Here is a 25,620-nt window from a genome sequence, read left to right as displayed (position 1 = left end):
CGGACCGGACGGCCGCCGCGCGTTTAATCCCGCCTACTTGGCCTCTTTCTTGTCCTTTGTTTCCGGGGAATGGACCACCAGCACCGGGCAGTGGGCATGGGCCACCAGGGCAGAGCTCACCGAGCCGATCAGCATTCCACCGAAGCCCCCGTGGCCGCGGCGTCCGACCACCACGAGGTCGGCATCGCGGCTGGCCTCAATCAGGGTGTGCCGCGGGTGCCCCTGCACGAGCCGCATTTCGACGTTGGCCGGGATTTTCACCCCGAACGCCTTCTCCACCGTCTCCTGCAGGATTTCGCCTGCACGGACGTCGAAGTCGTTGATGCCCATGGCCACGTAGCCGTCATAGACCGGGGGGACGTCCCAGCTGGCCATCGCAACCAGCGTCGCCGAGAGCGGTCCGGCGAGGCTCTGGGCCTGGCGCAGCGCTTCCACCGACGCGCCGGAACCATCAACCCCCACCACGATGGTCCGAATGTCCCTGGCTTCGGTCATTGCAGTTCCCTTCGTCGAGCAGCCGGCGCGTCCAGCCTAGAATGTCGCGGCAACCATAGGAACAGCAAGGGCCAAAAGTCATAAGGCCAGCCGATGGTGACGCCGCAGCAGGACCAAGGACCCTTGTCCGGGTTCGGGCCGGAGAGCAGAATTGCAGCAGTCGCCACGGCGACAGCGACGCTTGAGTCGGCGACAATAGACTGAGCGCGCACGATCCGCAGGCTCGGCCGGCAGGCAGGGTCTGGAGGCACGCTGGGGAGCACCGCACCATACTTGGCAGCACAAGCTGCCCGACAGGAGAACCATGATTGCCTGGTCAGACGCAGGTCTCACTGCACCCGACGGGGTTCCGGCTGTCATCCGTGTCTTCATTCTGGATGACCACGAACTCGTCAGACGTGGCCTCCAGGAGCTCCTTGAGGGTGAAGGGTTCCTGGTGGTGGGAAGTTCGGGTTCCGCCGTCGAGGCGACCCGCCGCATTCCCGCCCTTCATCCGGACGTCTGCGTCCTCGACGCCAGGCTGCCGGACGGAACCGGGATTGAGGTCTGCCGTGACGTACGCTCCGTGGACCCCTCGCTGAACTGCATTATCCTGACCAGTTTCGACGACGAACAAGCCCTGCGTGGAGCCGTCTTGGCGGGCGCCAGCGGGTATGTCCTGAAGGAAATCGGCGGCACCGACCTGATCGGGGCGCTGCGCCGGGCGGCCGCGGGAGAGTCGATCTTCGCGGAGGGAGTCGCTGCCGGCGTCGTCGACAGCCTCGTCGAGGCCGAAGATGTTGACCCCCGGACGTCCTCCCTCACGCCCCAGGAGCGCCGGGTGCTGGAGCTGGTGGGCGGGGGGCTCACAAACCGCCAGATTGCCGCGGAAATGTTCCTCGCTGAGAAAACCGTCAAGAACTACGTCTCCTCACTGCTGGCCAAGCTGGGCTTCGAACGGCGCACCCAGGCCGCCGTCTTCATCGCCGGTCCCGCGTTGCCGGCAGCGCCCGGAAGCCATGCCGAAGCCGGCCGCCCGCACAGCGTCCGCTAGCTGGCCGTCCGCGCCCGCTGTGACCGGCCGCAGCTAAACCGGCACTGCAGCTGAACCGGCAGTGAAGCTAAACCGGCACTGACCACTCAAGGCTGGTCCCGACGTCCGGGGCGCTGGTGACGGTGCATTCGCCATCGAGCATGCGGGCCCGATCCTCCAGGTTGGCGAGTCCCCTGCGTTTTTCCGGTTCGGCGAAGCCGGCGCCGTTGTCCGTGATGACAACCGTGACCCTGCCCTTGACGACGCCGACCGACACGGAGATGGCGTCCGCACCTGAATGCCTGATGGCGTTGCTGAGGCCCTCCGACACCACTGCCACGACATTGTCCGCCTTGTCCGGCGTGACGGCATCCACCGGACCCGTCATGGTCAGGCGCGGTGTGAACGGCATGGACTTCGCCGAACTGCGCGTCACGCGCCGGATCCGACCGCTGAGCAGCTCCGTTTCCCCGCTGCTGCTCTTGAGCGAGTAGATAGTGTCCCGCAGGCTTCGGATCGCCTCATCAAGCTCGCCGGTGATGGTGCGGATCCGTTCGGTGGCGAGCTCATCCTTGGTGAAGCGGGTCAGGCTCTGGACGCTCAGCCCGGCGGCGAACAGCCGCTGGATGACAAGGTCGTGGAGGTCGCGGGCGATCCGGTCCCGGTCGGTGAAGACCAGCAGTTCTTCGCGGAGCCGGTGGACGCGGGCAAGCTCGAGGGCGAGGGCGACATGGGACCCGAAGACGGCGCCCATCTCGATATCCGTGCGGGCGAAGTGGAGCGCGCCCGGATCCCGGACCAGCATCAGCAGCCCGTGATGCGCGCCCTGGGTGCTGAGCGCCACGGCCAGCAGCGGTCCGGTGATGCCGCCGTCGATCTCGCCGAACAGGTCCGAGGCGTCATGAAGCACAACGGGCTCCCCGCCGTCGAGGACGCCTTCAAGCAAGGGTGAGTCCAGCGTCAGCCGGCGGCCGGAGAACTGCGGACTGCGTTGGCCGGCGACGCCCGCGACAATATGGCCGCGGCCGTCTGCGGCCGGGGCCACCAGCAGGGCCAGCCGGGAGCCCGACTCCTGCAGTGCCCGGCTGGCGATGGGATCCAGTCCCCCGGAGGTGTAGTCGCGGTCGTTGCTGAGCATGAGCCCGGAGACGTCCATGCAGGCCTCCAGCCAGCGGGCGCGGCGGCGGGCGTCGTCGTAGAGGCGGGCATTTTCAATGGCAACCCCAGCGGCGGCCGCCAACGCCACGGCAAGGCCCTCGTCCTCGGCAGTGAAGTCGCTGCCGTCTTCTTTTTCCGTGAGGTAGAGGTTGCCGAAGACCACGTCCCGGACCCGCACCGGGACGCCGAGGAAGGACTGCATCGGCGGATGGTTCGCCGGGAAGCCGTAAGACTCCGGATGTCGGTGCAGGTCGTGGAGCCGAAGGGGGCGGGGCTCTGAAATCAGCAGGCCCAGGACGCCGTGTCCGGTAGGCAGCGGTCCGATCCGGTGGGCCAGTTCCTGGTCAATKCCGACCGTGATGAAGTGGCTGAGCGCGTGGTCATCGCCGATGACGCCCAAGGCGCCGTAGCGGGCATGCAGAAGCCGGCAGGCGGACTCCACCACGCGCTCCAGCACGGCATCCAGGCTGAGATCCTCGGCGACGGCGACGACTGCCTCCAGCAGTCCGGCCATGCGCTCCTGGGACTGGAGCAACTCCTCGGCCCTGGACACGAATCCCTTGAGTACGCCGTCAATCATGGGCTCTGGCTCCGCGGCCGCCTGGTCCGGATTATCCCCGATTGAATGCATGCTCCTGGCCCCAATTCCCTACAACGAACGCAACGATCGTCGGCGCTGACGATGGTGATGCCAGAATACCCCGTAGCGGGTTCAAAGACCCTAGACGTCGGCTGTATTGCTGTGGATTGTGACCTTATCCCCTACACCGCCGCCGCCGGCCCCGCATAGGATCGGCACCATGAGTACTGATCCGAACCTGGGCAAAAACCAGCAGGCATATGAAGTCGAGATCCTTGACCACCACGAATGCTGGCGGCTCCTACGGGGCGTTTCCCTGGGCAGGTTCGCGGTATGGGTGGACGATCATCCGGACATCTTCCCCATCAATTACAAGGTGGACCACGGGACCCTGGTGTTCCGGACCGCGGAGGGCACCAAGTTGCAGGCAGCCACGGGCGACACGCCGGTGGCATTGGAAGCGGACGGTGTGGACTCGAACACCGGAATGGCCTGGAGCGTCGTAGTGAAGGGCCAGGCCGCACCGGTCAGGCATCCGGAGGAGCTCATGGACACGGTGGGCCTGTTGCTGTTCCCCTGGCAGGGCGGAAAGAAGGAGCGCTTCGTCCGGATCACGCCGGACACCATGACGGGGCGCCGCTTCAAGGTGGTGCCGCCGTTGACTTGGTGGACGCCGCTGGATGACGCCCCGCGATCCGGCCCCGAATAGCCCCGTAAGCCCCTGTTGCGCTATCAGATGCAGCTGTTCTGAGGCTTCAGAGCAGCTGTACCTGGCAGCGCAACGCCGGCTGGCGCCAAGGCTCAGGCCAGGCGGGTGATCTCCACGCTCACGCTGAGAGCCGAGCCGCCGCCGCCGGACAGGATCCCCTTGAGCGGGGGCACGTCGCGGTAGTCCCGGCCCCGTGCGACGGTCACGTGGAAGTCGCCGGCCGGTTTGTGGTTGGTGGGGTCCCAGCTGCGCCATTCGCCGTCCCACCATTCCAGCCAGGCGTGCGACTGCCCGGCGACTGTCTCGCCGAGGTCCGCCGTCGAGCGCGGGTGCAGGTAACCGGATACGTAGCGGGCCGGGATGCCGCGGCTGCGCAGCGCACCGATCGCAAGGTGTGCCAGGTCCTGGCAGACGCCCTGCCGCTGGTTCCAGGCTTGCTCGGCGTTGGTGGTGACGCCGGTGGAACCCTTCATGTAGGTCATTTCCCCGCGCATCCAATCGAAGACCGCCAGGGCGGCCTCGTGCGGGTTGCGGCCCTCGACGACGCCGGGGATGATGGCGAGAACTTCGGCGCCCGGACCCGTGAGCTGCGACTGCGGAATCCAGTCGCTGAACTTGTTGAGGGTTTCCGGGGCCTCCAGGACGTCCCAGCCCACGATGTCCGCCTCGGACGGGATCCGCTCCACCCGGTGCACCTCAACGGTGGTGGTGGACAGGACCTCGAGGTGCTCGTGTGGCATCTGCATGTCGAACGCGGAGACCCGGGTCCCCCAGTAGTCGCGGTAACTGCTCAGGGCGGCCTGGGACGGCGAGACCTTCAGCGAGGACTCCAGCACCACCTGCTGGGGATCCGTCAGCGGGGTCATGCGGGCCTCGTTGTAGGAGAGCGTGACCCGCTTGTTGTACTTGTACGCCGTCTTGTGGATGATACTCAGCCGGGTCATGAAACTTCTCCCACCCAGGCCAGTTCGTCTGCCTGATTGAAGTACTTACGGGAAATGGCGTCCGAGGCCTGTGAGACGGCCTTCTGCACGCGTTCCATGTGCTCCGGCAGCTCTGACATCAGATCGTCGGTGCGGTGGAACTCGAGGAAGGTACGGGCCTGGCCCACGATCCGGCGGGCGTCGTTGATGAAGCCGACGCGTTGGGCCGAGGGGTCCAGTTTCGCGAGGCACTCGTCGGCATCCCGCAGCGCGTAGACGATGGAGCGCGGAAACAACCGGTCCAGGAGCAGGAACTCGGCGGCGTGCTGGTCGCCGAACGCGGCCCGGCGGGTGCGCAGGAACGATTCGTAGGCACCGGCGCAGCGGAGCATGTTGACCCACGACATCCCGGCGGAGAGCACATCACGGGTGGAGAGCATCCGCGCGGTCATGTCGGCGCGTTCCAGTGAGCGGCCCAGGACCAGGAACTGCCAGCTCTCGTCGTGGCTCACCGTGGTATCCGCGAGGCCGCTGACCATGGCCGTGCGTTCCAGCACCCAGTTGCAGAAGCGGTAGGTGCCCACGACGTCCTTGCGGTGCTGGTTCAGCCCGTAGTACGTGGTGTTCAGGCTCTCCCAGAGCCCGGACGACACGGTTTCCCGGGCACGGCGGGCGTTCTCCCGCGCCGCGCCGAGGGAGCCGGCGATGGACGTGGCACTCTGCTTGTCGTACGCGAGGGCGTTGAGGAGTTCGGGGAGGCCGAAGTCCTCGCTCTGCGCCCGGGCGCCCATGACGGCGAGGAGTTCCTGCGCAACGCTGCGCTGTTCCTCCATGGGCAGGTGGTTAAGCCGCTCCAGGTGGACGTCGAGGATCCGGGCGGTGCCGTCGGCCCGTTCCACGTAGCGGCCGATCCAAAACAGGGACTCGGCGATACGGCTAAGCATTCGCGGTTACCTCCAGCGCATCGGAAATCTGAAAAGGGCAGGTATGCGGAAAATTGGTCGACGCGGTGCCGCGGGTCATTGCTGCTGCTCCTTCTGGCTGTCGCGCCAGTTGCTCTCGACCGGCCACACGGAAACCCGTTCGCGGACCGTGATGGCCGGGCGCGGCAGGGTCTCCACCGGTACCTCCGGCGAGTCGGCGAGCACCCAGGTGTCCTTGGAGCCGCCGCCCTGGCTGGAGTTCACGATCAGTGAGCCCTCCTTGAGCGCCACGCGGGTCAGGCCGCCGGGCAGGACCCAGACGTCGTCGCCGTCGTTGACGGCAAAGGGGCGCAGGTCCACGTGCCGCGGGCCGAACTTGTCGCCGCTGAGCGTGGGGACGGTGGAGAGCTGCAGGACCGGCTGCGCGATCCAGCCGCGGGGGTCCGCGATGACCCGCTTACGCAGGGCATCGAGTTCCTCCCTGGAGGCATCCGGGCCGATCACCAGGCCCTTGCCGCCGGAACCGTCGACGGGCTTGACCACGAGCTCGTCCAGTCGGTCCAGGACCTCTTCCCGGGCTTCCTTCTCTTCGAGCCGGAAGGTGTCCACGTTGGCGATCACGGGTTCTTCGTTGAGGTAGTAGCGGATGAGGTCAGGGACGTAGCTGTAGACCAGCTTGTCGTCGGCGACGCCGTTGCCCACGGCATTGGCGATCGTGACGCCGCCGGCGCGGGCGGCGTTGACCAGGCCCGGGCAGCCGAGCATGGAGTCGGCGCGGAACTGCAGCGGATCCAGGAACTCGTCATCGATGCGCTTGTAGATCACGTCCACGCGCTGTTCCCCGGCGGTGGTGCGCATGTAGACCCGGTTGCCGCGGCAGATGAGGTCGCGCCCTTCGACGAGTTCCACGCCCATCAGGCCGGCGAGCAGGGTGTGCTCGAAGTAAGCGCTGTTGAACACTCCCGGGGTCAGGACCACCACGGTGGGGTCGTCGACGCCGGACGGTGCCGTTTTCCGCAGGGCGGACAGCAGCCGGCGGGGGTACTCTTCGACCGGCCGGATGAGCTGCTGGCCGAAGGCCTCGGGCAGGCCCTTGGCCATGGCGCGGCGGTTTTCCAGGACGTAGCTGACTCCGGAGGGGACGCGGACGTTGTCCTCGAGCACACGGAAGGTGCCCGCGGCGTCGCGGACGACGTCGATGCCGGAGATATGGACGCGGACGCCTCCGGCCGGCTCGAAGCCGTGCACCTGGCGGTGGAAGTGGGCGCTCGTCGTGACGAGCTGGCGCGGGATGACGCCGTCGGCCACGACGGCCATCTTGTCGTAGACGTCGTTGAGGAACGCCTCGAGCGCCCGCACGCGCTGGGCGACGCCCTGCTCCAGCACGGTCCACTCGTCGGCCGGGATGACCCGGGGCACGATGTCGAGCGGGAAGGGCCGCTCCTCCCCCGCGAAGTCGAAGGTCACGCCGCGGTCCAGGAAGGTCCGCGCCATGGAGTCGGCGCGGGCGGTGACATCAGCGAGCGAGAGTTCACGCAGGGCCCCGGCAACCTGGCCGTAGGACTTCCGCGCCTGTTGCCCGGGGGTAAACATCTCGTCGTAGGCGCCGGTGCGTCCGGCGGCCACTGAGTAATCCTGGAATAGGTCAGACATGGTCACTAGACAATCACATTTTTTGTTGCGAGATCATTTCCTGGCCAGCGGCAGGGTGGCGCCGGCAGCGGGACGAAGGCCGGACGGAAAGGGTTCTGCGGGCCGGAAACCGGTGCACACCACCGGGCGGAGGCCGTGGCGTTTAAGGCTTTTCCGGACCGTTGGGGCAAAGTTGGTGGGTGCCACTGATAACTCTCCGACCGTCGCTCAGGGCCAGCCCGCTCCCGGGACTGCTCCCAGGCCTGCTGGCCGCGGCAGCCGCCGTCGTGCTGGCCCTGGCCGTCCACACCCTGGTTCCCGTCCTCCCGGCCATGACTTTGGCCGTGGCGTTCGGGCTCCTTGCCGCAAACGTCCCGGGGCTCTCCGGCTGGACTGCGGGAGCGGGCCGGCCGGGCCTGGATTTTGCCGGCAAGCACCTCATGCGCGCCGGGATCGTGGTCCTGGGCCTGAAGGTGAGCCTCGTGGATGTGCTTGGGCTCGGCTGGAGCGCGCTGCTGCTGATCACGGGCGTGGTCCTGGCGGCCTTCGCCGGAACGTACGGGATCAGCAGGCTGTTCCGCCTGCCGCCGCAGGTATCGCTGCTGATCGCCACCGGCTTTTCCATCTGCGGGGCCTCGGCCATCGGGGCGATGGCGGCGGTGCGCCGCATCCGGCAACACGACACTGTGCTCCCGGTCGCCCTGGTGACCCTGTGCGGGACGCTGGCCATCGGGGTGATGCCGCTGCTGATCCGGCCGCTGGAACTCAGCCCGGAAGTCTTTGGCGCCTGGGCCGGGGCCTCGGTGCACGACGTCGGACAGGTGGTGGCCACCGCGCAGACCGCGGGGGCATCGGCGCTGGCGGTCGCCGTCGTCGTGAAGCTCACCAGGGTGATCCTGCTGGCTCCCATCGTCGCCGCCGCGGGCCTGCACCACCGCAGCACCGCCGACGCCGGCGAGGGGCTGAAGCGGCCGCCCATCGTCCCGCTGTTCGTGCTCGGGTTCGTCGCCCTGGCGGCCCTGCGGACCACGGGCTGGCTCTCCCCTGCAGTCCTCGACGCCGCCGCGGTGCTTCAGGACGTTCTGCTGGGGATGGCCCTGTTCGGCCTCGGTTCGGCGGTGCGGGTGGGCCAGTTGCTGCACACCGGTTCGCGGGCCCTGCTGGCCGCGCTGGCGTCCTGGCTGCTGATTGCCGCGCTGGGGCTGGGCGCCGCGTTCCTCATGATTAGATAGCTGGGTGTCGAACCAGAACCTGCGCCGCGATGAAGCCGCAACCCGCTCAGCCCTGATCACTACGCACAGCTACGACGTCTCACTGGACGTCCGGCAGGCCGCGGACCAGGATGTCGCCGGGTACACAAGCCGCAGCGTCATCAACTTCTCCGCCGGCGAGACCGGGTCCTCCACGTTCCTGGACTTCATCAGCAGCGACGTGCACAGCGTTTTCCTTAACGGAAAGGGTCTGGACGTCAAGGACGTCGTGGACGGCTCCCGGATCCGGCTGGACAACCTTCTTGCGGAGAACCAGGTCACCGTCACGGGCACCGCGCTGTACAGCACGTCCGGGGAGGGCATGCACCGCTTCTTCGACCCGGCTGACGGCCAGTGCTACCTGTACACCCAGTACGAGCCCGCGGACGCCCGCCGGGTCTTCGCAAACTTCGAACAGCCCGACCTCAAGGCGGAATTCACCTTCCACGTCATGGCCCCCTCGGCCTGGCAGGTGGCCTCGAACGGCGTCGAGACCGGGCGCACGCACCTGACCAGCGACCCGGACACCAGCCGCTGGGACTTCGCCCCCACCAAGGCGATGTCCACCTACATCACCACCGTCCTGGCCGGCCCCTACTTCAAGGCCGAGGATTCCTGGCGCGGGACCCTCGGGGACGGCACCAGCCTGGAGGTGCCCCTGGCCCTCTACTGCCGCGCGTCGATGGCGCCGTCCTTCGACCCCGAGGCGCTCTTCGCCCTCACGAGGAACGGCCTGGACTTCTTCAACGAGCTCTTCGACTTCCCGTACCCGTGGGGCAAGTACGACCAGGCCTTCGTGCCTGAGTACAACCTCGGCGCCATGGAAAACCCCGGACTGGTGACCTTCACGGAGAACTACGTCTTCACCTCCCGGGCCGCCGATTCGCAGTACCAGGCCCGCGCCAACACCCTGCTGCACGAGATGGCCCATATGTGGTTCGGCGACCTCGTCACGATGCAGTGGTGGGACGACCTGTGGCTCAAGGAGTCCTTCGCGGACTACATGGGAACCCTTGGCGTGGACCGCACCACGGACTGGGCCACGGCCTGGGTGAACTTCGCGAACAACCGCAAAGCCTGGGCCTACGTGCAGGACCAGCTCCCCACGACGCACCCGATCGTCGCCGACATCCCCGACCTTGAAGCCGCCAAGCAGAACTTCGACGGCATCACGTACGCCAAGGGCGCCTCGGTGCTCAAGCAGCTCGTCGCCTATGTGGGTTTCGAAGCCTTCATCGCCGGTTCGCGCCAGTACTTCAAGGACCACGCCTACGGGAACACGACCCTGGCCGAACTGCTGGCCGCGCTCAGCGCCGCCTCCGGCCGCGACCTCGCGGACTGGGCCCGCCAGTGGCTGCAGACCTCCGGGATCTCGACCCTCACCACCGGGATCGAGGAGCGCGACGGCGTCCTCGGGACCGCGACCCTCCATCAGGACGCCGAGGACCCGACGACGGGCCGGCAGGAGCCGCGGCCGCACCGCCTGCGGATCGGCCTTTACGAGATGGACGACGCCGGTGCCCTGGTCCGCACGGACAGCGTCGAGACCGACGTCAGCGGCGCCCGGACCGAGGTGGCGGCCCTGTCCGGCAAGCCGCGGCCGGCCCTGCTGCTGGTCAACGACGATGACCTCAGCTACGCCAAGGTCCGGCTGGACCCGCGCTCCGAGGCCACCGTCCGGGCCTCGCTCGGCGCGCTCACGGATCCGATGGCCCGGGCCCTGTGCTGGACCGCGCTCTGGGATTCGGCGCGTGACGCGGCCACGCCGTCGTCCCTCTATGTGGACGCCGTGAAGCGCTTCGGCCCCGCGGAGACCGGCATCGGCGTGCTGCTCAACGTCCTGGGCAACGCGTCCACGGCGATCGAACGCTATGTGCCCGCGTCCCGGCGGGACACGGTCCGCCATGGCTTCCTGTCCCTGGCCGCCGACGAGCTGCAGAGGGCCGCGCCGGGCTCCGACGAGCAGCTGGCGTGGGCCCGGACGGTCGCCGCGACCAGTCGCTACGACGGCAGTCGGCTGGACCTGCTGCGCGGCATCCTGGACGGCAGCACCGTGATTGACGGCCTGTCCGTGGATGCGGAGCTCCGGTGGAACCTCTGGCACGCCCTGGCCGCCAACGGACAGGCCACTGCCGAGGAGCTCCACGGCGAACTGGCGCGGGACAACACCGCCGCCGGAAAATCCGGGCATGCCACCGCCCTCGCCGCCCGCCCCGAGTCCGCCGTCAAGGAGGCGGCCTGGCAGGAGGCGGTGCATGGCACCTCGCTCTCCAACCAGCTGCTGAGCGCCACGATCGCCGGTTTCAACACGGCCCCGGCGGCCCTGCTGGGTGGATTCGTGGACCGCTACTTTGAGTGCCTGGAGGACGTGTGGGCCGGGCGCAGCATCGAGATTGCCAGCCGGATTGTCCGCGGGCTGTACCCGGCGGGCCAGGACCTCGACGGCGGCGCTCCGGACACGCACGCCGTCGTCGTCCGGACGGATGAGTGGCTTGCCGGGCACGTGGACGCCCCGCGGGCGCTGCGCCGCATCATCATCGAACAGCGCAGCCACCTGCACCGCTCCCTCACGGCACAGGCCGTGGTCTAACCCCCGGTCGACTGCTCCGTAACTGCCCTTTTGGCGGCCCATAAGGGCGGCTGGGCCCACGCCGGCAGGGTTCCCTGGCCGAGCTTGCGAGGCGAGTGTGCCGGTACGGAGCAGCCGATGCGATCGCAGGGCCCTACGGGACGCGGTGCAGCCACTCCTCGGTGCCGAACTTGGACTCCACCCGTTGATGGGCCGCGGCCAGTTCTGCGTCGGTGAGCTCCGACGGCGTTGCAGCGTAGCGCTCGGTGAAGACGTCCATCATGGCCGCGACGATGTCGGTCCGGGACAGTCCGGTCTRCCGGCGGAGCGGATCCACCCGCTTCTTCGCACTGCGGGTGCCCTTGTCGGAGAGCTTCTCCTTGCCGATCCGCAGGACCTCCACCATCTTGTCCGCGTCGATGTCGTAGCTCATGGTGACGTGGTGCAGCATGCCGCCGTTCGCGAGCCTTTTCTGCGCGGCTCCGCCGATCTTTCCCTGCTCGGTGGCGATGTCGTTCAGCGGCACATAGAAGGCGCTGATGCCCATCTTCTCGAGGGCTGCCATCACCCAGGCGTCAAGGAAGCTGTAGGAGTCGGCGAAGCTGATGCCGTCCACCAGGGTCTGCGGCAGGTACAGCGAGTACGTGATGCAGTTGCCGGCCTCCATGAACATCGCTCCCCCGCCGCTGATCCGGCGGACCACGCTGATGCCGTGGCGTTCGACGCCGGCCGGATCGAGCTCGTTCCGGACCGACTGGAAGCTGCCGATCACCACAGAGGGTTCCTCCCAGTCCCAGAAGCGCAGGGTGGGGTTGCGGCGGCCCGCGCCGACTTCTTCGGTCAGGACCTCGTCGAGAGCGACGTTGATGTSGGTGGGCAGCACCGAAGGCCCAATGATGTTCCAGTGGTGGTCCGCCCAGCCGGTGGCCTTCGCGAGGGCGCGGCGGACGGTCACCGCCACGGCGTCGGCGGAAAAACCGAACAGGACTGCGTCGGCGGGCAAGGCAGCCGCCACGGCGGCGGAAATATCCGCCGCGCCGGACTCCGCCGGGAGGCCGGTGAGAGCCCGGTTGATCGCCAGCAGCGCCTCGTCCGGCTCCAGGAAGAAGTCGCCGCTGAGCGAGACGTTCGCGAGGGCACCGTCGACGACGTCGAGATCGGCCACCACGAGCTTGCCGCCGGGAACCTTGTACTCCCCGTGGCGGCGCGTGCCGCCGTCGTCAGCGCTGTTGGAACCGGGATCCGGGCGGAGGGTTGTCATGCCCTCAATCCTGCCACGTGGCGGCCGGCCTGCAGGAACAGGGTCGTTCGGGGGTCATCTGACGCAAAAAGCCCGCACCGTTTCCGGTGCGGGCTTTTCCAAAAGACCTTGGGGAGAAGTAGTTACTTCTTGCCGCCGAAGCCCTTGAAGCGAGCGTTGAAGCGCTCGACGCGGCCTGCAGAGTCCATGATGCGCTGCTTGCCCGTGTAGAACGGGTGGGACTCGGAGGAGATTTCGACGTCGATGACCGGGTAGGTGTTTCCGTCTTCCCACTCGATGGTCTTCTTGGAAGACACGGTGGACTTGGTCAGGAACTTGACGCCGGAAGCCAGGTCGTTGAAAACAACAGCTTCGTACTTCGGGTGGATATCAGACTGCATAATTGGACCTTTGTTCGCGCAACTGGATTTTGCCAGCTGCCAGGTATGAGTGGGATGGCCGGCGGAATGGACCGGACGGCCAGCTATCAATCATAGCGGAAGATCGGCGCGTTCGCCGCCTGACCAGCTGTTCCGTTTTTTAGCCGCGCGGTTCAGGCATACGGTTCAGTCGCGCGGCCGGAGTTCCCAGAATGCGACGGCGGACGCGGCCGCCACGTTGAGCGAGTCAACGCCCGGCCGCATGGGGATCTTGACGGCAAGGTCGACGGCGGCGAGGGTGCCCGCGCTCATCCCGGCACCCTCTGTGCCGAGGACAAGGGCGAGTTTCCCCGGCTGGCGGGCAGCCAGCTCATCGAGGTCGACGGCGTCGCCGGTGAGCTCCATGGCGGCCACGGTGAAGCCATGGTCCCGGAGCGCCTGGAGGTCCCCCGGCCAGTTCTCCAGCCGGGCCCACGGCACCTGGAACACCGTACCCATGCTAACCCGGACACTGCGCCGGTACAGCGGGTCCCCGCAGCGCGGGGAGACGAGGACGGCGTCGACGCCGAGGGCTGCGGCGGAACGGAAGATCGCGCCGACGTTGGTGTGGTCCACGATGTCCTCCAGCACGGCGACCCTGCGTGCCCCGGCGAGGAGCTCGGGCAGCGGCACCGGTTCGGGGCGCTGCATGGCGGCCATCGCGCCGCGGTGGAGGTGGAAACCGGCGATGTCCTCGAGCAGGGCGGCGGAACCGATATAGGCCGGGACGTCCGGGTACTCCGCGAACACATCGGCGAGGTCCTCGAGCCACTTCTCGGCGAGGAAGAAGGACCGCGGCCGGTGTCCTGCCGCGAGGGCGCGGCGGAGCACCCGGGAGGACTCGGCGATGTACATGCCCTCGGCGGGTTCCCGGAGCTTGCGCAGGTGCACGTCGGTGAGCTGGGTGTAGTCGGAGACCCGCGGGTCGTCGGCGGACTCAAGGTGGTGGAAAGTCACGGGCGGGCCATTTCAGCGGAGTAATTCGGGAAAGGTTCAGGGGTCACGGGACGGGATCACTTGAACAGGTTGGCGATCATGAACCCCAGGGCCACGAGGCCCAGGACAAAGATGACCCCGCGCAGGACCACCGGGGACAGCCGGCGGCCGACCTTGGAGCCGATCACACCGCCGATCAGCGAGCTCACGGCGATCAGCCCGACGACATTCCAGTCGATCCGGCCGAACGCGAAGAGCAGATAGGAGGCCGCCGCCACAACGTTGACGGCGAGGACCAGGATGTTCTTCATGGCGTTGGCGTTCTGCATGGTCCCGGTCATAAAGATGCCCAGAATCCCGACCAGCAGGATGCCCTGCGCGGCGACGAAGTACCCGCCGTACACACCGGCGAGGTACACGAGGACCACGAGGATGACGCCGTGGCGGCGGTCCCGGATGGCGTGCTCGGGGTTCTGTTCCCGGTTCCGGACCCACTGCTGCAGCTTGGGCTGGAAGGCCACCATCAGCAGCGCCAGTACGATCAGGACGGGGGCGGCGTAATAGAAGACCTTCTCGGGCAGGTGCAGGAGCAGGTAGGCGCCGGTGATGCCGCCCAGAACCGAGGCGGGCAGCAGCTTGAGCAGCTGCCTGCCGCGCCCCGTGAGCTCCTTGCGGTAGCCCCAGGCGCCGGAGGCGTTCCCGGCCACCAGGCCCATCGCGTTGCTGATCGAGGCCGTAACCGGCGCGTAGCCGAGGGCGATCAGCACCGGAAAGGTCACCAGGGTGCCGGAGCCCACCACGCTGTTGATGGTCCCGGCCCAGAGCCCGGCAAAGAAAATGAAGACGCTATTGAGGAACTCCACGCGCGGTCAGCGGCCCGCTCAGCGGCGTGCGGTGGCCGTGTACCGGCCGGCGGCAACGCTGACGTCCAGCGGCAGGCCGAAGGTCGCGCTCAGGTTCTCCGCGGTCAGGACGCCTTCGATCGGGCCCTGGGCAACGACGCCGCCGTCGCGCATCAGCATGGCGTGCGTGAAGCCCGGCGGGACCTCCTCGAGGTGGTGCGTGACCAGCACAATAGCCGGGGCGGCCTCGTCGCGGGCAAATTCACTGAGCCGGTACACGAGGTCCTCGCGGCCGGCCAGATCGAGCCCGGCGGCGGGTTCGTCGAGGAGCAGCAGCTCCGGGTCCGTCATCAGGGCACGGGCGATCTGGACGCGCTTGCGCTCCCCCTCGGAGAGCGAGGCGAACGGCCGGTTGAGCAGCGGGCCCATGCCCCACTCGTTCAGCAGGGAGAAGGCGCGGCGTTCGTCGTCCTTCTCGTACCCCTCGCGCCACCGTCCTGTGACACCGTACGCGGCCGTCACGACGACGTTGAGGACCTTCTCGTGTTCCGGGATCTGGTTGGCCAGCGCGGCCGAGGACAGGCCGATTCGGGGCCGGAGTTCGAAGACGTCGACGGCGCCGAGGATCTCTTCGAGGATGCCCGCCATCCCGCTCGTGGGGTGGATCCGTGCCGCGGCGATCTGCAGCAGAGTGGTCTTGCCGGCGCCGTTGGGGCCAAGAATCACCCAACGCTCGCCTTCCCGGACCTGCCAGTCGACCTTGTCCAGGAGGGTTTTTGCCCCACGCACAACGCTGACGGCGGCCATTTCAAGAACATCACTCATAGGAGTAGACACTAGGACATAAAAGCGGACGACTGATAACCGGAACACCGGGCCCGCGCCGGGTGCGTGCCGGGCAGCCGCCGCCAGGGTGCCGCGGCGTCACCGGGGCGCAACGAATTCGGGCCCCCATCCGTCTGATCGCTAGGATTGAAGCCATGAACCTGTTCGTGACCGCAGTGAGCTATGCCCCGAAACTGACCCTCCCCGAAGTGCAGCGGCTCCGTGCGCTGCTGGCAGACGCGGGAGTGGCGCTCGACGCCGAAACCCGCACCGGCGACTCCCGCTTCGAGGTGTACACGGCGGACGGCAGCGTTGATTTTGGTTCCGGCCCGGACAGCGGGGAGTCGGCACTGGCTGGAGTGCGCCGGGCGGCAGCCGATACCGGCCCAGCGGGAGTGGACACGGCGATTGTCCCCGCCTCGCTGCGGAACGCGCAGCGGAAGTTCCTCATCATGGATGTGGATTCCACCCTGATCCAGCAGGAAGTCATCGAACTCCTGGCCGCCTACGCCGGCAAGCGTGAAGAAGTGACCGAAGTGACGGAGGCCGCGATGCGCGGTGAGCTGGATTTCGCCGAGAGCCTGCACGCCCGGGTGGCGGTCCTCGCCGGGCTGCCCGCCGACGTCGTCGATTCCGTCCGTGCCGAAGTGGAGCTGAGCCTCGGCGCGGCGGAACTCGTGGCCGCGTTCCAGGCCGCGGGCCACGTGGTGGCAGTGATCTCCGGCGGTTTCAACCAGATCCTGCAGCCCATCGCGGAGGGGCTGGGGCTGGACTACTGGATCGCCAACGAGCTCGAAATCGTCGACGGCGCCCTGACCGGGAAGGTGATCGGCGAGGTGATCGACCGGGCGGCGAAGGAGAAATACCTGCGCGCATGGGCCGCCAGGGAAGGCATCCCGATGGAGCACACGATTGCTGTGGGCGACGGCGCCAACGACCTGGACATGCTCGGCGCCGCAGGGATCGGCGTGGCGTTCAACGCCCAGCCGGCGGTCCGTGCTGTGGCGGACGCCGCGGTGAACCTGCCGTACCTTGACGCGGTGCGGCACATCGCCGGCGTCTGAGAGGCCGCACGGTCACCTGATGGCCCTGAACAAAGGAAGGCCGGGGCGGTTGCCCCGGCCTTCCTTGTTGTCCTGCCTGTGAGGCGGGTGCTTAGTTGTTCTTGTTGAAGTAGTCGGAGCCGCCGACGTACTCGGTGTGGCCGGACTCGACGTCGGCCGTGACCATCTTGGCAACCTCGCCGGCGAACTCGACCACGGAGTACAGCTTCCCGGCCTCGGCACGCCGGGCCTCGATGGCGCCCGGGTTTGAGCGGTCCAGCAGGGTGGCCGTCACGGTGCCCTCGATCATGTCGCCGGAGACGACGACGAGGGAGATGCCCTTCTCGGCCAGGTTCGGGACGAGTTCGCGGAGGGCGTCCTCGCCGGCGCGCTTGCTGCGTGCCACGGGCTCGTAGTTTTCCATGGTGGGCACGGTGTTGATGAAGTGTGCCTGGTGGCTGGTCACGAAGACCACCCGGGAACCCTCGGGCATCAGCGGCACGGCGGCGTTGAGCATGTTCACCTGGGCGTCACGGTTGAGCTTGAGGGCGTAGCCCTCTTCCACGCCGGATTCCATCCCGCCGGAGGCGTTGAGGACCAGGACGTCGAGCGAGCCGAAGTTTTCCATCGCGGCGCTTGCCAGGGCCTGGACGCCTTCCTGGGTGGTGAGGTCGGCCCCGACGGCGGCGGCACGGCCGCCGGCGGTCTCGATTTCCGTAACGACCTTGTTGGCGCGCGGCGCCTTCTGGCGGTAGTTCACGACGACGGCGGCGCCCTCGGCGGCGAGGATCTTGGCGACTTCAGCGCCGATGCCCCTCGATGAACCGGTCACGATTGCGGTCTTGTTGTCCAGCAGTCCCATACGAGCTCCTTTGTTCCAAACGTCCAAAAACGGTGGGTCTGCAGTCCATCATGCCAGCGCCACGGGCGTTTTCAGTTGTTCGGGTTCCACAAAGAAGCAGCAGCGGGCTAGTGGCGGCCGGGTCCACGGGCGCCGGCCCCGCCGCATCCGGCCCCGCTACGGGTGGTCGATCCTGATCTTCCGGGACGTCGTGTCGGGGGTGGTCACGGGGGCGGGTGCCCGCACCTCGAGGACGCCGTCCTTGTACGTGGCGGTGATGTCCTCCGCCCGGGTGCCCGGCGGCAGCGCAACACTGCGCGAGAAGGAGCCGTAGCGGAACTCCGAGCGGTAGCCGTCCTTGCTCTTGTGCTCGGTTTTTTCCTCACGTTCCGCCCTGATGTGCAGCATGCCCCCGCTCACGGAGACGTCGACGTCCTTGTCGGGATCGATGCCGGGGACTTCGGCGCGCACCACCTGCGTGGTTCCGTCCAGAAACTGTTCGACTTTGATGGACGGCGTCATGGTGAGGTCGCCGTCGAGGAAGCGTTTGATCGGCTCCAGCATGTCCGAGGCGACCCACTTGTTCAGTTCAGCCACAGTTGTCCTCCTGAATCCATGCCCCCGCCAAGGTGGGGTCAGGGGCTGTAGCCCTATTACACACCTGCGGACGCACGGCGCAAAGGGCTGAAGGTCCCAGCGCGGCAGGCCCTGAGCGGTGGTGGGCGGGCAGGCTGCGGCCGGCCCGGTGAGGGCCGGCCGCAGCGACTCCCGTCGTCGTCGCCGTCGTCGTCGACTGTTGGAGCCTAGTGGCCCATGCCGAGGCCGCCATCGACCGGGATGACCGCGCCGGAGATGTAGGCGGCCTCCTCGCTGGCGATCCAGCGGACCACGTTGGCAACCTCGGAGGCTTCGGCGAAGCGGCCGGCGGGGACCTTGGACAGGTAGTCCTTCTGGGTTGCCTCGGGCAGTTCCGCCGTCATGTCGGTGTTGATGAAGCCGGGCGCCACCACATTGGCGGTGATGCCGCGGCCGCCCAGTTCGCGGGTCAGGGAGCGGGCGATGCCGACCAGGCCGGCCTTGGACGCGGAGTAGTTGATCTGGCCGGGCGCGCCGTAGAGGCCCGAGACGGAGGAAATCAGGACGACGCGGCCCTTGCGTGCCCGGATCATTCCCTTGGAGGCGCGCTTGATCACGCGGAAGGCGCCGGTGAGGTTGGTGTCGATGACCGAGGTGAAATCGTCCTCGCTCATCCGCATCAGGAGCGTGTCCTTGGTGATGCCGGCGTTCGCCACCAGCACCTCGACGGGGCCGTGCGCGGCTTCGACCTCTGCGAACGCGGCGTCCACCGAGGCTTCGTCGGTGACGTCTGCCTTGACGCCGAGAATGCCCTCGGGGAGCGCTGATTCGCTGCGGTACGTGACAGCCACCTTGTCACCGTTGGCTAGGAAAGCTTCGGCGATGGCGAGGCCGATTCCGCGGTTTCCGCCGGTGATCAGGACGCTGCGGCCGGTGGTTGCTGTTTCAGACATGGTGGGGCTCCGGAATTCTGCGGCGGACGGCGCCGCGCTGGGGGCGGGATTTTCCTGCCTCCGATCTTAGCGCCCGGCCGGCCCGCGTTTGGGCGGCCCTGCCGTTGGTGAGAGAATTGGAGTAAGCCTTGGGAGCGTGATCTGACAGCCGTGACACTCAAAAACCGACCCGGTGTACCTGTGCCCGGGACCCCGGACGTCCCGTCCGGTGATTCCGAGGTTCACAGCATCACGGACGCCGCTACGGCGCATTCTGAAGAGATTCGCCAGCGGATGATCAAGTACGCCGTGGCGATGGGTATCCGCATGGTGTGCCTGATCCTGATCTTCGTGGTGGACGGCTGGTTCAAGGTCCTGCCGGTCATCGGGGCCGTCTTTCTGCCCTGGGTCGCCGTTATCATCGCCAACGGAGGTGACCAGGCGGAGGTCCACGCCGACTCGCTGCTGGACTACGCCCCGCTGGCCCAGCTCGATGCCCCGGCCGCGGTTCCGGGGGGCCCGGAACAGGAGGATCCGTCGATGACGCTGTTGCAGGGCGAACTCGTCGATGACGAGGACGCGTCGAAGGATGGGCGGGATTTCCCCGCGGAAGACGCCGGGGATGACGCCGGCCAGGGACGGGCGGCGTCGTGAACCTTTTTGATCTCACCGGGAACGGCGGAGCAGCCGGACCTGCGGAGGCCGTGTGCTCCCGCAAGGCATGCCGGAGCGGCGCCGAATGGCAGCTACTCTGGAACAACCCCAAGATCCACACCCCGGAACGGCGCAAGATCTGGCTGGCCTGCGGAGAGCATCGGGCCTGGCTCGAGGATTATCTGCAGACCCGCGGGCTCTGGAAAGACACTGTGGCACTGGACCCGGCAGGCAAGGCAATCTGAATGTACCGTTTTCTCTTTTCCAGCAAATGGCTGGGCTATTTGTTGCTGGCCGCTATTTTTGCGGCCGCCTGCGTCGGGCTGGGCCGCTGGCAGATGGACCGCCGCGCGGAAACCCTCGCGGAAATCAACCGCGTTACCTCCAACTATTCCGCCACGCCGGTCCCCTTCGCCGAGGTCAAGGAGCAGTTCAGCTCCCTCGCGGCGGACCGCGAGTGGACGCAGGTGGAGCTGCAGGGCACTTACGACGTCGACGGGCAGCGCATCGTCCGCAACCGGCCCCTCAATGGCCAACCCGGCTACGAAGTCGTGGTCCCGTTCCGGGTGGAAACCGGTGAGACCGTCGTGATTAACCGCGGGTGGCTGCCGATCGGCAACAACAACCCGGGCCGTCCGGACTCGGTCCCGGCTCCGCCCCAAGGCACGGTAACCGTCGTCGCGCGCCTCAAACCTTCCGAGCCCGAGCTCCAGCGCGGCGCCCCGGACGGGCAGCTGGCCTCGATCGACCTCAAAACCTACTCGAGCCAGCTCGGCTACCCCTTGCTGACGGGCGCGTATGGGCAGCTAGCGTCCGAGAGCCCGTCTGTGGCGGCGATGCCCTTCCCGTTCCCGAAGCCGACCACCGAGGAGGGTACCCACCTGTCGTACTCGCTGCAGTGGTTCGCCTTCGGCGTCCTGATGTTCATCGGCTTCGGGTACGCGGCACGTCAGCAGGCCCGGAACGCGGCCATCGACGCCGAGGACGCCGCAGCGCAGGCGGCAGAGGGAGGCTCCGCCGGCGGGTTCATGCACTCCAGCGGTCCGGTGACCCGCCGTCGTCCTGTCCCCCGCAAGCGGAAGAACGCGACGGCGGAAGAAGAGGAAGACGCCATCCTGGACGCACAGGGGTTCTGAGCCGTGGACATCGTGGTTCCGGATCCCGTGGCCCGGGTCAAGCGCGCGTTGACCGTGCTGGGCGCAGAAGACACCGTTACAGTGTTCGATTCGAAAGTCCCGACGGCGGCTGCGGCCGCCGCCACGCTGGGCTGCGATGTCGCGGCGATCACCAACAGCCTCGTATTCGACCTCGACGGCACCCCGCTGCTGATCCTGGCCAGCGGTGCCGCAAGGGTCGATGTCCTGAAGGTCGCCGCCCAGTTGGGTACGGGCAAAATCCGCCGCGCCTCCCCCGGATTCGTACTCGAACACACCGGCCAGGAAGTTGGCGGCGTAGCCCCGGTGGGCCACCCGGCGAAAATTCGGACGCTGCTGGACGAGTCCCTGGCGGCCCATCCCGTGCTCTGGGCCGGCGCGGGCGACCACAACTCGATGTTCTCCATCACCTACGACGAGCTGCATCGGATCACCGACGCCAAAGAAATGCCCGTCCGCTAGTCCTCCCCGCATGGATCCTTTGCCTCACATGGACGTTCGGTTTGGAGGTTCCGTGGCTGCCGGGACGCTTGGGCGCGGCTGCCTCCCACCCGTTTGCCACGAATGGCCACTAAACCTGCTCGGTTAGCGGCCATTCGTGTCATATGGACGGGTACGGGGCACCGGAACCGGGTCATACCTACGTCGGCACTCCGACGTCTCGGAGCAAACCGCCCGGGCCAGGCCGGAGGCGCCCGCAAGCGAGCACCGCAGCCGCTTACGCGAGCGTGATCAGGTCCAGGTAGTCCGCGTTCCAGAGGTCTTCGACGCCGTCGGGCAGCAGCACCACGCGCTCAGGATTCAGCGCTTCAACGGCACCTTCATCGTGGCTCACCAGGACCACTGCGCCGGTGTAGTTGCTGAGGGCTCCAAGGATTTCGGCGCGGCTGGCCGGGTCCAGGTTGTTGGTGGGCTCATCGAGGAGCAGCACGTTAGCGCTTGAGGCCACGATGGTGGCCAGTGCCAGACGGGTCTTCTCACCGCCGGAAAGCACACCGGCGGGCTTGTCGACGTCGTCACCGGAGAACAGGAACGAACCGAGGATGTTGCGCACTTCCGCGTCGTTCATGTCCGGGGCGGAGGAACGCATGTTCTGCAGCACGGTCCGGTCGACGTCGAGCGTCTCGTGCTCCTGCGCGTAGTAGCCCACTTTCAGGCCGTGGCCCGCGACGACTTCGCCGGTGTCCGGCTTGTCGACGCCGGCGAGCATCCGGAGCAGAGTGGTCTTGCCGGCGCCGTTGAGGCCCAGGATGACCACCTTGGAGCCGCGGTCGATGGCGAGGTCCACGTCCGTGAAGATCTCCAGCGAGCCGAAGGACTTGCTGAGGCCGTCCGCGGTGAGCGGGGTCTTGCCGCAGGGCGACGGATCCGGGAAGCGCAGGGCTGCCACGCGGTCGGTCGCGCGCACGGCCTCGAGGCCGCCCAGCAGACGCTCGGCACGCTTGGCCATGTTCTGCGCGGCGACGGCCTTGGTGGCCTTGGCACGCATCTTGTTGGCTTGGTCCATGAGGACCTGGGCCTTCTTTTCCGCGTTGGCGCGCTCCCGCTTGCGGGCACGCTCGTCCGTCTCGCGCTGCTGGAGGTAGCGCTTCCAGTCCATGTTGTAGAAGTCGATCTGCGCGCGGTTGGGGTCCAGCAGGAACACCTTGTTCACGGTGGCTTCAAGCAGTTCCGTGTCGTGGCTGATCACGATCAGGCCGCCCTGGTGGTTCTTCAGGAACTCACGGAGCCAGGAGATCGAGTCGGCGTCGAGGTGGTTGGTGGGCTCATCGAGGAGCATCGTTTCGGCGTCCGAGTACAGGATGCGGGCCAGCTCCACACGGCGGCGCTGGCCGCCGGAAAGTGTCTTGAGCGGCTGGTTCAGCAGCCGGTCCGGGAGCGCCAGGTTGGAGCAGATTGCGGCGGCCTCGGCCTCAGCCGCGTAGCCGCCGGCTGCCAGAAACTCGGACTCAAGCCGGTCGTAGCGGTTCATCGCCTTGCGCTGGATGTCGGCGTCGTCGCTGGCCATCTCTTCGTGGGCCACGCGGAGCTTCCCGACGGCGATGTCCAGGCCGCGGGCCGACAGGATCCGGTCACGGGCCATCTGTTCCATGTCCGGCGTGCGCGGGTCCTGCGGCAGGTAGCCGATCTCGCCGCTGCGGGTCACCTTGCCGCCGGCCGGCAGGCCCTCGCCCGCGAGCACCCGCGTCAGTGTGGTCTTGCCTGCACCGTTACGGCCCACAAGGCCGATCTTGTCTCCCTTGTCGATCCGGAAGCTCACCTGGTCCATAAGGAGGCGGGCGCCGGCGCGCAGTTCGAGATCCTGGACGGTAATCAATGCAGCTAAGGCCTTTCACAACAGGGAACGCCGCGGCACAAAAGTGAGTCTGGAAAGGCCGGGGCAGTGTGGCCGAGAGGACGGCCTCTCCCAGTCTACCGGCCAGGCCTCCGCCCTATGACAAGGACACCGGCCGGGAGCCTTTGGCGCTGCCCTCCAGCAACCGGGCCGCTGGTTAGTGGAGCACCTACAAAAAACGCGCGCCGCCATGCTCGTACAGTCAGAAACAGAGAAGCATGTCCCCGATTCACCCGCGTTAGGAACTCCCATGACACAGACCGACGGCGCCGCTGCCGCCGCCCACGCCGCCGCTCCCGCCCGGCGCCGCAACCGCTGGGACGCCACCGACCTGGGCCTGATCGCCGTCTTCGCCGCGCTCGTCGCAGGATCAGCCCTGATCGCCGCCATCCCGGTGGGCGGCCTCGGTGTCCCCATCACCCTTCAGACGCTCGCCGTGATGCTCACCGGCCTTGCGCTGGGCCCCGGCAGGGCTTTCGCCGCCGTCGGGCTCTACGTCCTCCTCGGGCTCGCCGGGCTGCCGATCTTCAGCGGCGGCCGCAGCGGACTCGGCGTCCTCGCCGGCCCCTCCGCGGGCTACATCATCGGGTTCGTGTTCGCGGCTACGGCTGTGGGCTGGCTGACCGTCGTCGTGCTCCGCCGCACTGCGGGCCGTCCCGGCAAGCTCCGTGCGCTCCTCCTTTTCGCTTCCGCAATGGTGAGCAGCATCATCTTCATCCACGGCCTCGGCATCCTGGGAATGATGGTCAACGCGAAGCTGGACTTCTCCAAGGCGTTCCTCGCCGACCTGGTTTTCTACCCCGGCGATGTGATCAAGAACGCAGTGGCCGTGACCGTTGCCCTGGCGCTGCACAAGGCGTTCCCGGATCTGCTCATCCGCAGGGTCCGGGCCGCCGGGACGCCCCGTCCCGTACCCGCCGCGGCCGCTCCCGGCGCCGAGGCGGACAGCCGGCCGTGAGCACCATCGTCCTGGACCGGGTTGCGGTGCGGGTCGCCGTCGACGGCCGCCCTGCGCCCAAGATCCTGCTGGAGGAGCTGAGCCTGCGGCTCACAGAGCAGCGGATCGGCGTGATCGGCGCCAACGGTTCCGGCAAGTCCACCCTGCTGCGGCTCCTCAACGGGCTCGTGGCGCCGAGCAGCGGAACCGTCACGGTGGACGGCTCGGATACGGTCCGCGCGGTGCGGGAAGTACGGCGGCGTGTCGGCTTCGTGTTCACCGATCCCCTGTCCCAGCTGGTGATGCCGACGGGGCGGGAGGATGTCGAGCTGTCACTCCGGCGTTCGGTCCGTAATTCCCGCGAACGCAGCCGCCAGGCGGAGGCAACCCTGGACCGCTTCGGCCTGCTGCCGCTGGCCGACCAGAGCATCTATGAGCTTTCCGGCGGTGAACGGCAGCTGCTGGCCCTCGCGGCGGTTCTCGCCGTTGACCCGGAAGTGCTGGTCCTCGACGAGCCGTCCACCCTGCTCGACCTGCGCAACAGGGAGCTGCTCCGGCGCACGCTGGCCGGGCTCAGCCAGCAGATCTTCCTTTCCACGCACGACCTGGAACTCGCGCTGGACCTGGACCGGGTCCTCGTTGTCGACGCCGGGGCGGTGGTGTTCGACGGCGGTCCGGCCGCCGCCGTCGCGCATTACCGCGAGCTCTGCGCGGCGGTTCCCGCGGCCCCCGGCGGAGAGCTGGAAAAGCCGCGCCAGGAGCAGCTGTGAGCGGCCACGGATTCCTGCTCGCCAACTACGTGCCCGGGAACTCCCTGCTGCACCGCGCACCGCTGTGGCTGAAGTTCCTGCTGGTCCTCGGCTGCGGCATGGCGTCGTTCCTGATTGTGGACTGGGCCGTAGCGGCTGGGGTCCTGGTGCTGATGTGCGCCCTGTTCCTGCTCAGCGGGGCAGGCTTCCCGCGGCTGTTCCGGGCGGTCCGGCCCGTGCTGCCCGTCCTCGCTGCCATCGGCCTGTTCCAGTGGTGGCAGTTCGGCGGGCCCACGGCGGCGCGGATTGTGCTCAACGTGCTGGTCTGCATCGTGGCGGCATCGATCCTCACCGCCACCACTCCGGTGCAGCGGCTGCTGGACGGGGTAGCTTCCCTGGCTACGCCGTTCCGCCGCTTCGGTGCGGACCCGGAGCGGTTCGCCCTGACGATCGCGATCATGCTGCGCAGCATCCCGTTCATCGCGGGCGCGTTCAGCGATGTCCGCGACTCCGCCCGTGCCCGCGGCCTGGAGCGCAACCCCCGGGCGCTGATTCTTCCGGTCTTTATCACCACGGTGGCCTTCGCCCGGCAGACCGGAGACGCCCTCGCGGCCCGCGGCCTGGGCGAAGCCGAGACCGAGGAGCATGCACCTCCTGCCACCCCCGCCACGGGACACGCCGTCCCCTAGCAAGGCATCACCACTGGACATGCCCTCCCCAGCGCGCGGCCGCTGGACATAAGCCCGGTATGTCCGCTGGCCGGGCCCAGGAATGGGCATGTCCCCCGGTGGCGTGGTGCGGGTCTGAGCCCAGCAGCCTCTGAAGCACTGGACATGCGCTCCCCAGCGCGCGGCCACTGCACATAAGCCCGGTATGTCCACTGGCC

General features: G+C 67.7%; 26 protein-coding genes and 1 pseudogene. 13 read left to right on the top strand and 14 right to left on the bottom strand.

All coding sequences use genetic code 11. The features are described 5' to 3' along the window. Positions 1-33: 33 nt before the first annotated feature. Complete coding sequence (locus AB4Y67_RS01690) at positions 34-495, bottom strand: universal stress protein (protein ID WP_441404080.1); 462 nt, start codon at positions 493-495, stop codon at positions 34-36. 304 nt (positions 496-799) lie between these two features. On the opposite strand from AB4Y67_RS01690, the gene AB4Y67_RS01685 reads away from it, so the two are divergent. After that, positions 800-1,528 (top strand): response regulator, encoded by a 729-nt coding sequence (locus AB4Y67_RS01685; protein WP_441404079.1) that lies wholly within the window; start codon positions 800-802, stop codon positions 1,526-1,528. 67 nt (positions 1,529-1,595) lie between these two features. Here AB4Y67_RS01685 and AB4Y67_RS01680 read toward each other — a convergent pair whose 3' ends face one another. Next, entirely contained in the window at positions 1,596-3,245 is a 1,650-nt protein-coding gene (locus AB4Y67_RS01680) for a GAF domain-containing protein (protein WP_441404078.1), read from the bottom strand. A gap of 220 nt (positions 3,246-3,465) precedes the next feature. Between AB4Y67_RS01680 and AB4Y67_RS01675 the strand changes: the two genes are divergently transcribed. Beyond that, complete coding sequence (locus AB4Y67_RS01675) at positions 3,466-3,954, top strand: pyridoxamine 5'-phosphate oxidase family protein (protein WP_441404077.1); 489 nt, start codon at positions 3,466-3,468, stop codon at positions 3,952-3,954. A gap of 92 nt (positions 3,955-4,046) precedes the next feature. Here AB4Y67_RS01675 and AB4Y67_RS01670 read toward each other — a convergent pair whose 3' ends face one another. The 3 genes from AB4Y67_RS01670 to AB4Y67_RS01660 form a co-directional block, all read right to left on the bottom strand. Then, entirely contained in the window at positions 4,047-4,898 is an 852-nt protein-coding gene (locus tag AB4Y67_RS01670; protein ID WP_441404076.1) for a transglutaminase family protein, read from the bottom strand. Then, positions 4,895-5,821 carry an alpha-E domain-containing protein gene (locus tag AB4Y67_RS01665; RefSeq protein WP_024366688.1) on the bottom strand — a complete coding sequence of 309 codons (927 nt, stop codon included), beginning with the start codon at positions 5,819-5,821 and terminating at the stop codon, positions 4,895-4,897. Before AB4Y67_RS01665 ends, AB4Y67_RS01670 begins: the two co-directional genes overlap by 4 nt. Positions 5,822-5,896: 75 nt before the next feature. Further along, entirely contained in the window at positions 5,897-7,453 is a 1,557-nt protein-coding gene (locus AB4Y67_RS01660; RefSeq protein ID WP_441404075.1) for a circularly permuted type 2 ATP-grasp protein, read from the bottom strand. Positions 7,454-7,632: 179 nt separating this feature from the next. Between AB4Y67_RS01660 and AB4Y67_RS01655 the strand changes: the two genes are divergently transcribed. Further along, on the top strand, positions 7,633-8,664 hold the full coding sequence (locus AB4Y67_RS01655; protein WP_441404074.1) for a YeiH family protein: 1,032 nt from the start codon (positions 7,633-7,635) through the stop codon (positions 8,662-8,664). 4 nt (positions 8,665-8,668) lie between these two features. Beyond that, complete coding sequence (pepN, locus tag AB4Y67_RS01650) at positions 8,669-11,272, top strand: aminopeptidase N (RefSeq protein ID WP_441404073.1); 2,604 nt, start codon at positions 8,669-8,671, stop codon at positions 11,270-11,272. Between the two features lie 133 nt (positions 11,273-11,405). On the opposite strand, the gene AB4Y67_RS01645 is transcribed toward pepN, so the two are convergent. From AB4Y67_RS01645 to AB4Y67_RS01625, 5 genes are all read right to left on the bottom strand, one after another. Beyond that, complete coding sequence (locus AB4Y67_RS01645) at positions 11,406-12,512, bottom strand: lipoate--protein ligase family protein (protein WP_441404072.1); 1,107 nt, start codon at positions 12,510-12,512, stop codon at positions 11,406-11,408. A 122-nt stretch (positions 12,513-12,634) separates the two neighbouring features. Further along, positions 12,635-12,892, bottom strand: coding sequence for a type B 50S ribosomal protein L31 (locus AB4Y67_RS01640; RefSeq protein ID WP_441404071.1), 258 nt, complete (start codon positions 12,890-12,892; stop codon positions 12,635-12,637). 165 nt (positions 12,893-13,057) lie between these two features. Then, complete coding sequence (locus tag AB4Y67_RS01635) at positions 13,058-13,867, bottom strand: TrmH family RNA methyltransferase (protein ID WP_441404070.1); 810 nt, start codon at positions 13,865-13,867, stop codon at positions 13,058-13,060. A 56-nt stretch (positions 13,868-13,923) separates the two neighbouring features. Beyond that, complete coding sequence (locus AB4Y67_RS01630) at positions 13,924-14,709, bottom strand: sulfite exporter TauE/SafE family protein (protein ID WP_441404069.1); 786 nt, start codon at positions 14,707-14,709, stop codon at positions 13,924-13,926. 18 nt (positions 14,710-14,727) lie between these two features. Then, positions 14,728-15,513: an ABC transporter ATP-binding protein gene (locus tag AB4Y67_RS01625; protein WP_441404068.1), complete on the bottom strand. Its 786-nt coding sequence runs from the start codon at positions 15,511-15,513 to the stop codon at positions 14,728-14,730. Between the two features lie 155 nt (positions 15,514-15,668). On the opposite strand from AB4Y67_RS01625, the gene serB reads away from it, so the two are divergent. Beyond that, a complete protein-coding gene (gene serB, locus AB4Y67_RS01620) occupies positions 15,669-16,577 on the top strand; it encodes a phosphoserine phosphatase SerB (protein WP_441404067.1) in 909 nt (302 codons plus the stop codon). 91 nt (positions 16,578-16,668) lie between these two features. Here the strand turns inward: serB and AB4Y67_RS01615 are convergent, their stop codons facing one another. The 3 genes from AB4Y67_RS01615 to AB4Y67_RS01605 form a co-directional block, all read right to left on the bottom strand. Then, positions 16,669-17,418 carry an SDR family oxidoreductase gene (locus tag AB4Y67_RS01615; protein WP_441404066.1) on the bottom strand — a complete coding sequence of 250 codons (750 nt, stop codon included), beginning with the start codon at positions 17,416-17,418 and terminating at the stop codon, positions 16,669-16,671. A gap of 156 nt (positions 17,419-17,574) precedes the next feature. Further along, entirely contained in the window at positions 17,575-17,994 is a 420-nt protein-coding gene (locus AB4Y67_RS01610) for an Hsp20/alpha crystallin family protein (RefSeq protein WP_441404065.1), read from the bottom strand. Between the two features lie 206 nt (positions 17,995-18,200). Next, entirely contained in the window at positions 18,201-18,926 is a 726-nt protein-coding gene (locus AB4Y67_RS01605; protein WP_441404064.1) for a beta-ketoacyl-ACP reductase, read from the bottom strand. Between the two features lie 150 nt (positions 18,927-19,076). Here AB4Y67_RS01605 and AB4Y67_RS01600 point away from each other — a divergent pair, with 150 nt between their 5' ends. From AB4Y67_RS01600 to AB4Y67_RS01585, 4 genes are read left to right on the top strand one after another with little or no spacing between them, the layout of a single operon-like run. Further along, complete coding sequence (locus AB4Y67_RS01600) at positions 19,077-19,559, top strand: DUF3099 domain-containing protein (protein ID WP_441404063.1); 483 nt, start codon at positions 19,077-19,079, stop codon at positions 19,557-19,559. After that, positions 19,556-19,804, top strand: coding sequence for a hypothetical protein (locus tag AB4Y67_RS01595; protein ID WP_441404062.1), 249 nt, complete (start codon positions 19,556-19,558; stop codon positions 19,802-19,804). Before AB4Y67_RS01600 ends, AB4Y67_RS01595 begins: the two co-directional genes overlap by 4 nt. Then, the gene (locus AB4Y67_RS01590) at positions 19,805-20,695 is read left to right on the top strand and encodes an SURF1 family cytochrome oxidase biogenesis protein (RefSeq protein WP_441404061.1); all 891 of its coding nucleotides are present in this window, start codon (positions 19,805-19,807) and stop codon (positions 20,693-20,695) included. A gap of 3 nt (positions 20,696-20,698) precedes the next feature. Continuing rightward, the gene (locus AB4Y67_RS01585) at positions 20,699-21,175 is read left to right on the top strand and encodes a YbaK/EbsC family protein (RefSeq protein WP_441404060.1); all 477 of its coding nucleotides are present in this window, start codon (positions 20,699-20,701) and stop codon (positions 21,173-21,175) included. 256 nt (positions 21,176-21,431) lie between these two features. Here AB4Y67_RS01585 and AB4Y67_RS01580 read toward each other — a convergent pair whose 3' ends face one another. Continuing rightward, positions 21,432-23,030, bottom strand: a complete 1,599-nt coding sequence (locus AB4Y67_RS01580) for an ABC-F family ATP-binding cassette domain-containing protein (RefSeq protein WP_441404059.1) — start codon at positions 23,028-23,030, stop codon at positions 21,432-21,434. A 268-nt stretch (positions 23,031-23,298) separates the two neighbouring features. On the opposite strand from AB4Y67_RS01580, the gene AB4Y67_RS01575 reads away from it, so the two are divergent. The 4 genes and pseudogenes from AB4Y67_RS01575 (at position 23,299) to AB4Y67_RS01560 (ending at position 25,423) form a co-directional block, all read left to right on the top strand. After that, the gene (locus AB4Y67_RS01575; RefSeq protein ID WP_441404058.1) at positions 23,299-24,006 is read left to right on the top strand and encodes a biotin transporter BioY; all 708 of its coding nucleotides are present in this window, start codon (positions 23,299-23,301) and stop codon (positions 24,004-24,006) included. Positions 24,007-24,104: 98 nt separating this feature from the next. Continuing rightward, positions 24,105-24,446, top strand: a pseudogene (locus AB4Y67_RS01570) (ATP-binding cassette domain-containing protein); the annotation flags it as partial. Next, a complete protein-coding gene (locus AB4Y67_RS01565) occupies positions 24,444-24,755 on the top strand; it encodes a hypothetical protein (protein ID WP_441404319.1) in 312 nt (103 codons plus the stop codon). The pseudogene AB4Y67_RS01570 and the gene AB4Y67_RS01565, both read left to right, overlap by 3 nt. Next, positions 24,752-25,423: an energy-coupling factor transporter transmembrane component T family protein gene (locus AB4Y67_RS01560; protein ID WP_441404057.1), complete on the top strand. Its 672-nt coding sequence runs from the start codon at positions 24,752-24,754 to the stop codon at positions 25,421-25,423. The genes AB4Y67_RS01565 and AB4Y67_RS01560 overlap by 4 nt, the downstream gene beginning before the upstream one ends. Positions 25,424-25,620: the final 197 nt, after the last annotated feature.

Source organism: Arthrobacter sp. YAF17 (genome assembly GCF_052113365.1).
Taxonomy (GTDB): Bacteria; Actinomycetota; Actinomycetes; order Actinomycetales; family Micrococcaceae; genus Arthrobacter.
Note: the sequence above shows the minus strand (reverse complement) of the source record. Positions and strands in the feature narration are given on the sequence as shown.